Source organism: Azospirillum sp. RU38E, assembly GCF_900188385.1.
Classification (GTDB): domain Bacteria; phylum Pseudomonadota; class Alphaproteobacteria; order Azospirillales; family Azospirillaceae; genus Niveispirillum.
Genome location: NZ_FZOI01000001.1, coordinates 906,332 through 918,802 on the forward strand (window position 1 = coordinate 906,332; position 12,471 = coordinate 918,802).

Sequence of the window (12,471 nt, forward strand, 5' to 3'; positions counted from 1 at the left end):
TCCGGTCCAGCGCCTTGATATCAGCGTCCTGCGGCGAGACGCCGCGTTGCGTGTTCTTACCGGGAGTGTCTCAATATGAAAATCATCTCCATTGCAGAAATTCTGGAAATATTTCCAAATTTACTTCCATAATTCTGATTTTCATTTCCAGATTAAATGGTTAAATTGGGGTGTTTTATCTATATTTTCATTTATCGGAAAAAAGATGTACCCTTTTTCCACTCACAATTCCCCGGTATTGATCCGGATCAAGTGGAGGGCATGAGTAAAATATTAACATATGGTCGATAGCGTCATTGGTGGCATTGCATGAAAGGTTGATACGTTCCGATGAAACCGGCGACCCTTGACGGGCTGGATATTGGCTATACGAAGATTGCGGCTCCCGAACTGGAAAAGGTTCTGGCGGCCCATCGCCGATTCCTGCAGGGGCAACGCGGCGGGATGCGGGCCAACCTGAAGTTCCACGATCTCTCCTTCGCCGTGCTGCGCAGCGCTAATCTTGCCGATGCGGACCTGACCGGCGCCAAATTGAACGGGGCCGACCTGTCGGGGGCTGATCTGCATGGCGCCTGTCTGTTCGGGGCCGATCTGCGCCGAGCCAATCTGCCCTCGGCCAATTTGACCCGTGCGGATTTACGGGGTGCCGCCATGCGGGGGGCCTGCATGGCCCGCGCCGTGCTGAATGAGGCGGACCTGCGTGATGGCTATCTGATGCGTTCCAAGAATGGCGATCTGGCGCCAATGACGACGGAGCACAACAAGACTGAATTATCCGAGGCCAGCATGGTGCGGGCCAATCTCAGCCGGGCCAAGCTCTCCAACGCCTTCGTCATCCAGGCCGATCTGCGCGACACCGATTTGCGCGGGGCTGTGTTTGTGCGGGCCGATCTCAGCGGATCGGACCTGACCGGCTGCAACCTGGAAGGGGCCGATCTGTCGGATGCCAACCTGTCCGGCACCCGTCTCGATGGCTGCATCCTCACCCGCGCCCTGCTGCGCAATGCCAACCTGTCGCAGGCCAGCCTGCTGGGTGCCTTGCTGGATGAGGTGGATTTGTCCACCGCCAACCTGTCCGGGGCCGATCTGCTGCGCCGGCTGGACAATATCACCGGCGTTATCGGGGAGGCGTTGCGCCTGCACCGGGAATGGATCGTCACCAATGGCCATAAGGGGGAGCGGGCCAACCTGTCCGCCCTGGATCTTTCCGGCCAGGATCTCTCCAACCTCAATCTTTCCGCCGCGATCCTGAAGCAGACCTCGCTGCGCGGGGCCAACCTGTCCGGCACCGTGCTGGCCATGGCCGACCTGTCCATGGCGGATATGCGGCAGGCCCGGATGCCCCGGGCCGATCTGCGCGGTGCCTGTCTGGAACGGGCCATTCTCTACGAAACCAACCTCAGCAATGTGATCGCCGGGCCGATGGAATTGCGCAATGGCCAGAGCTGGCCGACCAATTTCAGCAAGGCGCGGCTGGCCCGTGGGCTGCTGGCCGGGATCGACCTGTCCAGGGCCCGGCTGGATGATTGCGACCTGACCCAGGCCAACCTGCAAAACGCCATTCTGCGCGGTACCATCCTGACCGATGCCGTGATGACCCAGGCTGATCTGCGTGATGCCGACTGGACAGATGCCGATATGCGCGGCGCCCGCGGCCTGATGCTGCCCAGCCCGGTATTGGCGTAATACCAATCTCCCTTGATCGTGACCGATCCAGGGAGATTTCGTGTTCCCTCAATCGCCGGGCGCTGCCTCCGGCAGCTTGGCTTACGCCGCACGTGCGGCGGGCCGGCGGTCGCCGGCCGCCAACCCGCCAAGGGTCAAACCCTCGGCGGGTTGGCATAATTGTAACAATCTTTCCCCTGCGCCCCCTGCAACGCAGAAATCTGATCAGCGGGGAGCAGTTTGCGATTGACGGAGCCAGCGCCCTCCCATAGCTTCGGCGGCGGGTCACATCCCCCCAACGGGATGCTACTATTCTGGAAGGAATAGCCATAATGGCTGCGCCGAAGCCGGGCAATCGCCCCGCCAATCCGCAATTCTCGTCCGGTCCCTGCGCCAAGCGCCCCGGCTGGTCGATCGAAGCCCTGAAGGGCGCCCTGGTGGGCCGCTCGCACCGCTCCAAGCCCGGCAAGGCCAAGCTTGAGCAGGTGATTACCCTCTCCAAAGAAATTCTGGGCATCCCCGCCGATTACCGGCTGGGCATTGTTCCCGCCTCTGACACGGGCGCCGTCGAAATGGCGCTGTGGTCGCTGCTGGGTGCCCGTGGCGTCGATATGCTGGCCTGGGAATCCTTCGGCAAGGATTGGGTCACCGACGTCGTCAAGCAGCTGAAGCTGACCGATGTCCGTCAGATGGTCGCCGGTTACGGCGCGCTGCCCGACCTCGCCGCCGTCGATTTCTCCCGCGATGTCGTCTTCACCTGGAACGGCACCACCTCGGGCGTGCGCGTCGCCAATGGCGACTGGATCGCCGCTGACCGCGAAGGCCTGACCATCTGCGACGCGACGTCCGCCGCGTTCGCCATGGACCTGCCCTGGGACAAGCTGGATGTCGTCACTTGGTCCTGGCAGAAGGTGCTGGGCGGTGAAGCGGCGCACGGCATGATCGCGCTCTCCCCCCGCGCCGTTGATCGGTTGCTGAATTACAAGCCGGCCTGGCCGCTGCCGAAGATTTTCCGCATGGCCAGCAATGGCAAGCTGTCGGAAGGCATCTTCAAGGGCGAGACGATCAACACCCCGTCGATGATCGCCGTGGAAGACGCGCTGGACGGCCTGAACTGGGCCAAGTCCGTCGGCGGCCTGGAAGGGCTGATCGGCCGGTCGGAGTCCAACCTGAAGGCTGTGGCCGACTGGGTGGCCAAGACCGACTGGGTCGATTTCCTGGCTGACACGGCCGAGAGCCGTTCCTGCACCTCCATCTGCCTGAAGATCGTCGACCCCTGGGCGACGGAGCAGCCGGCGGAAGCGCAGGCCGAAATCGCCAAGAAGCTGACCTCTCTGCTGGAGAAGGAAGGCGTGGCTTTGGATGCCGGCTCATATCGTGATGCCCCGCCGGGTATTCGCATTTGGGGCGGTGCGACGGTTGAAAATGCCGATATCGTGGCCCTGCTGCCCTGGCTGGACTGGGCCTATGCCACCGTCAAGGCTGGCTGATTTTGTAACTGGTTAAGGTGACCTCCCCCGTCTGGTTCCGGCCGATGGGGGAGGGGCATCGACAGGCCGGAAACCCGTTTCCTGGCTGATGATCCATGTCCACCTTCACCACCTATCTTTGGCCGGTTCTGCTGCTGGTCGCTTCCAACATCTTCATGACCTTTGCCTGGTACGGGCATCTGAAATTCAAGTCGGCGCCGCTCATCACCGCCATCATGGTCAGTTGGGGCATTGCTTTCTTTGAATATTGCCTGCAGGTGCCGGCCAACCGGCTGGGTCACGCGGTCTATACGGCCCCGCAGCTGAAGATGATCCAGGAGGCGATCACGCTGACCGTGTTCGCCATCTTCTCCGCTTTCTGGCTTGGCGAATCCCTGCGCTGGAACGATTGGGTCGCGTTTCTGCTGATCGCCGTTGCCGTCTTCTTTTCCGTCCATGATTGGAGCTGACCCGCTCCTCGCCTGAGATTTCGGAGTCACCCATGCCCAAGGTTCTTATTTCCGACAGCCTGAGCCCCCGCGCCGTTGAGATTTTCAAGGAGCGCGGCGTTGAGGTCGATGTGAAGGTCGGCCTGAAGCCGGACGAGCTGAAGGCCATCATCGGCGAATATGATGGTCTGGCCATCCGTTCGGCCACCAAGGTGACCAAGGATATCCTGGCTGCCGCCACCAACCTGAAGGTTGTCGGCCGCGCCGGTATCGGTGTCGACAATGTGGACATCCCCGCCGCCACCGCCCGTGGCGTGGTGGTGATGAACACCCCGTTCGGCAATTCCATCACCACCGCCGAACATGCCATCGCCATGATGTTTGCGCTGGCGCGTGAAATCCCGGCCGCCAATGCCTCCACCCATGCCGGCAAGTGGGAAAAGAACCGCTTCATGGGCGTGGAGCTGTTCGGCAAGGTGCTGGGCGTTATCGGCTGCGGCAATATCGGCGGCATCGTTGCTGACCGCGCTGTCGGCCTGAAGATGAAGGTCATCGCCTTCGACCCGTTCCTGTCGCCGGAACGCGCCACCGAAATCGGCGTGGAAAAGGTGGAACTGGAAGATCTGCTGAAGCGCGCTGATTTCATCACCCTGCACACGCCGCTGACCGAAGCGACCAAGAACATCCTGGACGCCAAGGCCCTGGCCAAGACCAAGAAGGGCGTGCGCATCATTAACTGCGCCCGTGGCGGCCTGATCGTGGAAGAGGCGCTGCAGGCGGCCATTGAGGCTGGTCATGTCGCCGGTGCCGCCCTGGACGTGTTCGCGGAGGAGCCGGCCAAGGCCCACCCGCTGTTCGGCAATGAGAAGGTTATTGCCACCCCGCATCTGGGTGCGTCCACCACCGAAGCGCAGGAAAATGTCGCCTTGCAGGTGGCCGAGCAGCTGGCCGATTATCTGGTCAGCGGTGCGGTGGTCAATGCGCTGAACATGCCGTCCGTCTCGGCCGAAGATGCGCCGAAGCTGCGCCCCTATATGAAGCTGGCCGAACAGCTGGGCGGCTTTGCCGGCCAGATCACCGAGACCGGCATCAAGGCCGTGACCATCGAATATGAAGGTCAGGCCGCCGAGCTGAACACCCGTCCGCTGACCGCCATCGTGCTGAAGGGCCTGCTGGGCCCGCTGATGGAATCGGTCAACATGGTCAACGCGCCGGTCATCGCCAAGGAGCGTGACATCAAGGTGAGCGAGACCAAGCGCGAGGTGGCTGGCGATTATCAGACCCTGGTGCGTGTCATCGTGCAGACCGAACAGCGCACCCGCTCTGTCGCCGGTACCCTGTTCGGCGGCGACAAGCCCCGTCTGGTGGAAATCGAGGAAGTGCCGGTCGAGGCGGAAGTCACCGACCATATGCTGTTCATCCGCAACGAGGATAAGCCGGGCTTCATCGGCAAGCTGGGCAGCACGCTGGGCGATGCCGGTGTGAATATCGCCACCTTCCATCTGGGCCGTACCGCTCCCGGTGCCAATGCCATCTGTCTGGTGTCGGTCGATCAGGCCGTATCGGAAGAGCTGCTGGGCAAGATCCAGGGCCTGCCGAGCGTGGTGCGGGTGAAGTCGCTGGATTTCTGATCCAGCTCAAGGACGGGGCACCCTGATGGAAACTATCCATAAGGGGTGCCCCAGCCGGAAAATCGTCACGATTTGTTCGCCGGCTTTGTGCTATGAAGGTGGAACGCCCGGTTTGTCCGGGTCGCTACAGGTCAACCCCTAAGACGCAAGGCCTTTGCAGATGAAGTACGGCAGCGAATCGAGCAATTTCTCCGGCGCTGGCAAGAGCGAGGTTTCCTCCGCGCTCCAGGAAATCAGCCGCGAACTGGAAGGTCTGCGCACCGAGATCGAGAAGGTGGGCACTGTGGCCCAGCAGATCGACGCCATCGCCAAGCAGACCAACCTGCTGGCCCTGAACGCCACCATCGAAGCCGCCCGCGCGGGTGAAGCCGGCAAGGGTTTCGCGGTTGTGGCTGGTGAAGTGAAGAACCTGTCCGGTCAGACCGCTGCCGCCACGGCCGAAATCTCCGCCGTGTTGCAGAGCCTGACCAAGCGCACCCAGCATCTGGGCCAGCTGGTTGAGCGCGCGATCACCCACGCCTGATCAGTTGCATTTCCGCAAGGGGCGGCACCGGCGACGGTGCCGCCCCTTCGCTATTTCAGCCCCCTGCAGAGCCCGCATTCCGGTTTGGTCCCCATGTCCGCAAAGCCCTTCATCATCATCGGCGCCGGCCCGGCCGGCCTGATCGCCGCCGAAACCATTGCCGCTGCTGGCGGCAAGGTCCGGCTTTATGACGCCATGCCATCGCCGGCGCGCAAATTCCTGATGGCGGGGCGGGGCGGGCTGAACCTGACTCACAGCGAGCCGCTGGACCGGTTCATTGCTCGGTATGGCGCGGCGCGGCCGCTGTTTGATCGGCTGATTCGGGCATTCACGCCGGCTGACCTGCGCGACTGGTGCCATGGGCTGGGGGTGGAAACCTTTGTCGGCTCCTCCGGCCGGGTATTTCCGAAAGAGATGAAGGCCAGCATCCTGTTGCGGGCCTGGCTGCGGCGGTTGGCCGGGTTGGGTGTGGAACTGCATCCCCGCCATCGCTGGGTCGGCTGGACGGCAGAGGGGGCGTTGCGCCTGGCGGGACCGGCGGGGGAGGTGACCAGTGACGGCGCGGCAGCGGTGATTCTGGCCCTGGGTGGGGCCAGCTGGCCCCGCCTGGGCTCTGACGGGGGCTGGGCGGAATTGCTGCGCGGCCGCGCCGTGCCGCTGGCGCCGTTCCGCCCGTCCAACAGCGGATTCGATGTGTGCTGGAGCGCCGGCCTGCGGGAGCGGGCGGAAGGGATGCCCCTGAAACGCATCAGCGTCACCTTCCGCGACCGCACAGTACCCGGCGAACTGGTGATTACCGCCCATGGGCTGGAAGGCGGGCCGCTTTATGCCCTGTCCGCGCCCCTGCGTGATGCCATTGAACGGGATGGGGAGGCGGAGATTCTGCTGGACCTGAAACCCGATCTCACCGTGTCGCAGGTGCAGAATCGGCTGGCGCGGGTGCCGCCGGCCGACAGTCTGGCGAACCGGCTGCGCAAGGCGCTGTCGCTGGCCCCGCCCGCCGGTGCGCTGTTGCGGGAAGGGGCGGGCGACGCCGACCTGACACGCAGCATGAGCGTGGCCAGCCTGCTGAAAGCCCTGCCCATCAAGCTTTCCGGGATGCAGGGGCTGGAACGCGCCATCTCCACCGCTGGCGGCATCCGGCTGACAGCCCTGGATGACGGGCTGATGCTGAAGGATCTGCCCGGTATCTTCGCCTGTGGCGAAATGCTGGATTGGGAGGCACCGACCGGCGGCTATCTGCTGCAGGGCTGTTTCGCCAGCGGCATCGCCGCCGGCAAAGCAGCCCTGAGCTATGCGGCGGGGCACTGACCCCGCCGACTTTTCCGTTCAGCTGACGGCCGGGATGCTGCCGTCGTCGACGACGACGCGGTTACGGCCGGACCGCTTGGCCTGATAAAGCGCCATATCGGCGCGGCGCAGCAGCTGTTCCCCGCTTTCGGGCTTGCCTTCTTCATCCAGCCGGCCGTCGGTGACGGCGACGCCGATGCTGATGGTGACATCGATCTTCTGCACCGGGGCCGCGACGTCGAAGCTGGTTTCGGCAATGCGCTTGCGCAGCCGTTCCGCCACCAGCGTCGCCTGGGTCATGTCCGTATCGGGCATGATGACGACGAATTCCTCCCCGCCCAGCCGGGCGACGAGGTCGAAATTGCGCAGGTTGCGGCTGGCACGACCTGCCACTTCCTTCAGCACCTCATCGCCCACACCATGGCCCCAGCTGTCATTGACCACCTTGAAATGGTCAATATCGAACATCAGGGCGGAGACGGGCTTGGCATTGCCACCGCTGCGATCCAGCAGCCGGGGCAGGTGGGCGGAAAGATAGCGGCGGTTGAACAGGCCGGTCAGGCTGTCCGTCAGCGCCATCGACAGGCTCTGTTCATAATTGGCGCGCAACCGGTCCTGATAGCGCTTGCGCCGTATCTGCGTCCGGGCGCGGGCCAGCAGCTCATTCCGGTCGATCGGTTTGATCAGATAATCATTGGCGCCCAGCTCCAGCCCCTTGGCCACCCGATCCATGTCGGTTTCATCGGCCAGCAGCAGAATGGGGATCTGGCGAGAACGTTCCTGGCTGCGCAGCTGGGAGCAGAGCCGCAAGCCATCTTCCCGCATCAGCGTCAGGCTGACGATGATCAGGTCGAACTCCTCATTCAGCGCCAGCTCCAGCCCGGCGGCGCAGCTGTCGGTATCCGTCAGCTCATCACGGTCGCGGGCCAGCGTCTCGTCGATCTTGTCCAGATCGATGGCACTGTCTTCCACCACCAGCACGCGGGCCGCCTCTGCCGTCTGGTTCTGCACCGAATCGGTGGAGACCAACATCCCCAGCTGACCGGAGGTGCTTTCCCGCAGGCGCCATTCATCCATCATCATTTTCAGACGGACCAGGGAGCGGACGCGGGCGAAAAGCGCCACGTCATTGACCGGCTTGGTCAGGAAATCATCGGCCCCGGCCTCCAGCCCGCGCACCCGGTCGCTGACATCCGACAGGGCGGTCACCATGATAACCGGAATATGCATGATGGCCGGATCGGCGCGAATCCGTTCGCACACCTCAAACCCGTCCATGCCGGGCATCATCACATCCAGCAGCACAATATCGGGTTGATGGGCCTTGATCCGCTCCAGCGCTTCCGGGCCGCTATTGGCGGTGACAACGTCAAAATATTCCCGCGTCAGCTTGGCCGCGAGGAGTTTCACATTGGGGAGCACATCATCAACAACAAGAACCCGGGCCGACATGGTTTCCTATTCTTCCGTGCCCGGCAGGCGGGCGTCATACGAAATCTTGAACCGTTTGCAGGAATTTTGCCACCGAGATCGGTTTGGCGATATAGGCTTCGCAGCCGCCTTCACGAATCTTCTCTTCATCCCCCTTCATGGCAAAGGCAGTGACGGCAATGACGGGGATGGCCCGCAACGCGTCATCTTCCTTCAGCCATTTGGTAACCTCAAGCCCCGAAACCTCCGGCAGCTGGATATCCATCAAGATCAGGTCGGGATTGTGCAAACGGGCAAGGCGCAAAGCCTCCATCCCGTCGCGGGTCTGCAGCGTGGCATAGCCATGGGCTTCCAGCAGGTCGTTGAACAGTTTCATGTTCAACTCATTATCCTCGACAATCAGGACGAGGGGCCGACCGTTCTTCTGCTGTGGGCTGTCCGCCATCGGGGCCATCATTTCTGCACCCATGTTGCATGTCCTGTTCCGACGGGGTTTATGGCACTATGCTGACATACTGTGCGATGCCCGTCGTGGCAAAGAAACAGTTAACCGTTGCTTGGGATTAAGCAGCGGCAAAGGTTAAACATCGGTTATCGGCCCGGCCCCCTTGTCCCACGCTGATCCCCCTACCGGCCCCGCAGACGGGCTGTGCCGTGATTGCGGGCGGCGCCAGCTGCGCGCCCGCCGCTGTACCGCCTGCGGGTCGGTGCGGATGCTGGCCCATGCGGAGTTGCACGCGCTGTCCACCGCCCATATCGACTGCGATGCCTTTTACGCCAGTGTGGAAAAACGCGACCGGCCGGAACTGGCCGACCAGCCGGTGATTGTTGGCGGCGGGCATCGGGGCGTGGTTTCCGCCTGCTGCTATGTCGCGCGTCTTTATGGTGTGCGCTCTGCCATGCCGATGTTCAAGGCCCTGGCGCTCTGCCCGACGGCCACGGTGATCAAGCCCGACATGCGCCGATACGCCCAGGTGGGAAGGCAGGTGCGGCAGCTGATGGAGTCTGTCACCCCGCTGGTGGAGCCCATTTCCATCGATGAGGCCTTCCTGGACCTTGCCGGGACGGAACTGCTGCATGGCGGCAGCCCGGCCCAGACCCTGGCCCGGTTGGTGCGGCGGATTGAGCAGGAGATCGGCATCACCGCTTCCATCGGTCTCAGTTACAATAAATTTCTGGCCAAGGTGGCCAGCGATCTGGACAAGCCGCGCGGTTTTGCCGTGATCGGTCGCGCGGAGGCCTTGGATTTCCTGGCCCCCAAGCCGGTGGGCATGATCTGGGGGGTGGGCAAGGCCCTGGCCCAGAAACTGGAACATGATGGTATCCGCAGCATCGGCCAACTGCGGGAAATGGACCTGAAATATCTGGTCAGCCGCTATGGCAGCATCGGCCAGCGACTCTATCGGTTCTCCCGTGGGGAGGATGATCGCAGTGTCACGCCCCATAGCCCGGCCAAGAGCATTTCCGCCGAAACCACCTTTGATCAGGATGTCGCTGACGGCGATGCGCTGGAAAAGATCATGTGGCCCCTGGCTGAAACCATCTCCCGCCGGTTGAAGGCGGCCGGGCTGGCGGGCAATACCGTGACGCTGAAGCTGAAAACGCCGGATTTCCGCCTGATCAGCCGCAGCCAGCGCCTGCCCAGCCCCACCCGGATGGCCGACCGCATCTTCCGTACCGGCTGCACGCTGCTGGCGGGGGAGGTGGATGGCCGGCATTTCCGCCTGCTGGGTATCGGCTGTTCTGATCTGGTGGATGGGCGCGATGCCGATCCGCCCGATCTGGCCGACCCCGGCCTGCTGCGCCGGGCCCAGGTGGAACAGGCCATGGATGCGGTGCGGGCCAAACTGGGCAGTGGCGCCATCGTCAAGGGCAGGGGTCTGGGCGGCAAACCGCCGCGCGAGCCGGTGTGAAGGGGAGCGTAATGCCAACCCGCCGGAGGCAGCGCCCGGCGTATGAGGGAACGCATAATCTCCCTGGATCGGTCACGATCAAGGGAGATTGGTATAAGCCTGCTTTAGCGGCCGAAGGTGAAGCGGATGCCAGCCAGCGCCGTCCAGCTTTCCGCCAGAGTGTGGGGGGCGGCATCCACGCCGGTAAAGGCAAAATCCCCCGGCCTGGTGTAACGCCCGTCAGCGAAGAAGGAGAAGCGGCTGCTGACCGGGACGTTCACGCCGACAAATCCCTGATAGCCGAAGCTTTCCCCGCGTGCATCGCCGGTGCCCAGGCCAAAGGCAAGGCGATCAGCCTCCAGCCGGGTCATGCCGACACCAATGCCGACATAGGGGGTCATCCAGTCCGTCAGCTTCACATCGACCATGGCATTGGCCATCAGGCTGATGGTGCCGGCGGTATTGGCATCGGGGCCACCGGGGGCCAGCGCCAGGGCATTGCGGCCCCGGTAGGAATACTCCAGTTCCACCCGCAGGCTTTCCATCGGTTGCCAACCGGCAGCACTGGATGCATTGGCGCCGGAAACGCTGATGGCCCCGTAACTGTCCATCGACAGGGGTACGCCATGGCCGGAAAGCGTGGAGACCTCCGCCACCTCTGCCCCAGCCGAATCCGCCAGCAGGTCCACCGCATGGGCGGGACCAGCCAGGCAGGTCAGGCACAGGATAAGGGCCGCAAGGCGTTTGGACGTCATCATCCACTCCATATATGTCTAATTTAACGGAGCGGCGGTGAAGAGTCATGCAGGCAAAGTGAATTGCCGCATTGTTTCCGAAAGGTAACCGCACTGTGTGGCGCATTGGGCACGGAAAAAGCTGCCGGGTCAGCGGTGGATAATGCGAGCTCCCCCCATATCGGTCATCCGCAGGTGCAGTTCGCTCTGGCCGAAATCCACGGCAATACTCTCGGCGATGCCCAGCACATCCATGCCCAGCACCATGGCAGGAGCATGAGACAGGCCCAGCCGATCAAAGGCATGGGCCTCCACCAGAATGGCCGCAAGGTTGCGGATGGTCAGGCTGCCCAGGCGAACCCGTGGCAGCAGATGTACCGGCCCCTTGACCTCCAGACCGGCCAGATTGACCAGATGCAGATAGCCTAAGGGCTCGGTATTGTCCGATGCCAGGATGCGGTTCAGTAAAGCCTTATTGAACAAGGATCGTTCCGCCCCCGTATCAACCAGCGCCGGCACGGTGATGCCAGCGATCTGAACCGGAACGATCAGCAGATTATCGCCATGCATCCGCCCCTTTATCGTTTCGAACCCGGAAGGGGGCTGGCGGCGTGAGGGCTCTATGCGGATACGGTCACGTTTGAAATCCACCATCAGGCGATGGCCGGCCAGACTGTTGGTGCCGATGACCCCATCGGCACCGGAGCGGTCGGCGATCAGCATGACGGGGGCGATCACATTGCGGGTGCTGAAACGCCCCATATTCAGTTCACCCAACCGCATCGCCGGCATCCGCACCGGCCCCAGCACATCATGCACGATTACATTTGGCCCAGCCCCGGCCGGATCAGGTTTGAACCCCATGGCCAGGGCCAGTTTTTCCCCGATCATGGTGCCATTGCAGCCGGTATCCACCAGAAACCGGAAAGGCCCGGCACCATCCACCAGAACCGGGGCCAGCAGGCGCCCGGCCCTGTCTGGCCGTGTCGGGATGGCGTGAACCGGCTCCGGCTCCAATCCGGGAATGGCGGGGGAGGAGGCCAGGGCCGGCGAAAAGCCGGCCAGCAGCAGGCTGAGAAGCCACGCCCAGCGGCGGCATTGCCGCCAGAGAAAGCCGGGTTGCTGATCGGCGCTGCGGGTCGTTTTGTGCCGCATGGTGCCTCCCTCGCGGCGCCGTCTTTTGCGGTGCCGTCATTTTTGGCGGATTGCCGGCCTTGTTTTCTGCCAGGGCGGCTGCCCAGACACTCCATAATCATACGCCGGTAGGGTTGATTATGCTGTGGTCAAGCCGCATGGCAAAGGGCGCCGGCCCCGCAACAGGGGCGGGTTTGGGGCCAATTCCCGCCAAACAGAAAGGGCCGGACGTTTCCGCCCGGCCCTCTCATGA

General features: G+C 63.0%; 11 protein-coding genes. 7 read left to right on the forward strand and 4 right to left on the reverse strand.

The window, feature by feature from the left end:
* Positions 1 to 330: 330 nt before the first annotated feature.
* From CHB97_RS03850 to CHB97_RS03875, 6 genes are all read left to right on the forward strand, one after another.
* A complete protein-coding gene (locus tag CHB97_RS03850; RefSeq protein ID WP_089286576.1) occupies positions 331 to 1,686 on the forward strand; it encodes a pentapeptide repeat-containing protein in 1,356 nt (451 codons plus the stop codon).
* A 311-nt stretch (positions 1,687 to 1,997) separates the two neighbouring features.
* Positions 1,998 to 3,155, forward strand: coding sequence for a phosphoserine transaminase (locus CHB97_RS03855; protein ID WP_089286577.1), 1,158 nt, complete (start codon positions 1,998 to 2,000; stop codon positions 3,153 to 3,155).
* Between the two features lie 95 nt (positions 3,156 to 3,250).
* A complete protein-coding gene (locus CHB97_RS03860) occupies positions 3,251 to 3,604 on the forward strand; it encodes a DMT family protein (RefSeq protein WP_089286578.1) in 354 nt (117 codons plus the stop codon).
* A 32-nt stretch (positions 3,605 to 3,636) separates the two neighbouring features.
* The gene (gene serA / locus CHB97_RS03865) at positions 3,637 to 5,214 is read left to right on the forward strand and encodes a phosphoglycerate dehydrogenase (RefSeq protein WP_089286579.1); all 1,578 of its coding nucleotides are present in this window, start codon (positions 3,637 to 3,639) and stop codon (positions 5,212 to 5,214) included.
* Between the two features lie 160 nt (positions 5,215 to 5,374).
* Positions 5,375 to 5,737, forward strand: a complete 363-nt coding sequence (locus CHB97_RS26955; protein WP_089286580.1) for a methyl-accepting chemotaxis protein — start codon at positions 5,375 to 5,377, stop codon at positions 5,735 to 5,737.
* Between the two features lie 93 nt (positions 5,738 to 5,830).
* Positions 5,831 to 7,048, forward strand: a complete 1,218-nt coding sequence (locus CHB97_RS03875) for a TIGR03862 family flavoprotein (RefSeq protein WP_089286581.1) — start codon at positions 5,831 to 5,833, stop codon at positions 7,046 to 7,048.
* Positions 7,049 to 7,066: 18 nt separating this feature from the next.
* Here the strand turns inward: CHB97_RS03875 and CHB97_RS03880 are convergent, their stop codons facing one another.
* Positions 7,067 to 8,479 carry a PleD family two-component system response regulator gene (locus tag CHB97_RS03880; RefSeq protein ID WP_089286582.1) on the reverse strand — a complete coding sequence of 471 codons (1,413 nt, stop codon included), beginning with the start codon at positions 8,477 to 8,479 and terminating at the stop codon, positions 7,067 to 7,069.
* A 34-nt stretch (positions 8,480 to 8,513) separates the two neighbouring features.
* The gene (locus CHB97_RS03885; protein WP_371332960.1) at positions 8,514 to 8,912 is read right to left on the reverse strand and encodes a response regulator; all 399 of its coding nucleotides are present in this window, start codon (positions 8,910 to 8,912) and stop codon (positions 8,514 to 8,516) included.
* Between the two features lie 154 nt (positions 8,913 to 9,066).
* Here CHB97_RS03885 and CHB97_RS03890 point away from each other — a divergent pair, with 154 nt between their 5' ends.
* Positions 9,067 to 10,371 (forward strand): DNA polymerase IV, encoded by a 1,305-nt coding sequence (locus CHB97_RS03890; protein WP_089286583.1) that lies wholly within the window; start codon positions 9,067 to 9,069, stop codon positions 10,369 to 10,371.
* A 104-nt stretch (positions 10,372 to 10,475) separates the two neighbouring features.
* On the opposite strand, the gene CHB97_RS03895 is transcribed toward CHB97_RS03890, so the two are convergent.
* Entirely contained in the window at positions 10,476 to 11,108 is a 633-nt protein-coding gene (locus CHB97_RS03895) for an outer membrane protein (protein ID WP_160105525.1), read from the reverse strand.
* A gap of 126 nt (positions 11,109 to 11,234) precedes the next feature.
* Entirely contained in the window at positions 11,235 to 12,239 is a 1,005-nt protein-coding gene (locus CHB97_RS03900; RefSeq protein WP_089286585.1) for a retropepsin-like aspartic protease, read from the reverse strand.
* Between the last annotated feature and the right edge of the window lie 232 nt (positions 12,240 to 12,471).

Coding starts and splice junctions, on each gene's coding strand:
- CHB97_RS03850 (WP_089286576.1), top strand. CDS start 331: ATGAAACCGGCGACCCTTGACGGGCTGGATATTGGCTATACGAAGATT.
- CHB97_RS03855 (WP_089286577.1), top strand. CDS start 1,998: ATGGCTGCGCCGAAGCCGGGCAATCGCCCCGCCAATCCGCAATTCTCG.
- CHB97_RS03860 (WP_089286578.1), top strand. CDS start 3,251: ATGTCCACCTTCACCACCTATCTTTGGCCGGTTCTGCTGCTGGTCGCT.
- serA (WP_089286579.1), top strand. CDS start 3,637: ATGCCCAAGGTTCTTATTTCCGACAGCCTGAGCCCCCGCGCCGTTGAG.
- CHB97_RS26955 (WP_089286580.1), top strand. CDS start 5,375: ATGAAGTACGGCAGCGAATCGAGCAATTTCTCCGGCGCTGGCAAGAGC.
- CHB97_RS03875 (WP_089286581.1), top strand. CDS start 5,831: ATGTCCGCAAAGCCCTTCATCATCATCGGCGCCGGCCCGGCCGGCCTG.
- CHB97_RS03880 (WP_089286582.1), bottom strand. CDS start 8,479: ATGTCGGCCCGGGTTCTTGTTGTTGATGATGTGCTCCCCAATGTGAAA.
- CHB97_RS03885 (WP_371332960.1), bottom strand. CDS start 8,912: ATGGCCCCGATGGCGGACAGCCCACAGCAGAAGAACGGTCGGCCCCTC.
- CHB97_RS03895 (WP_160105525.1), bottom strand. CDS start 11,108: ATGATGACGTCCAAACGCCTTGCGGCCCTTATCCTGTGCCTGACCTGC.
- CHB97_RS03900 (WP_089286585.1), bottom strand. CDS start 12,239: ATGCGGCACAAAACGACCCGCAGCGCCGATCAGCAACCCGGCTTTCTC.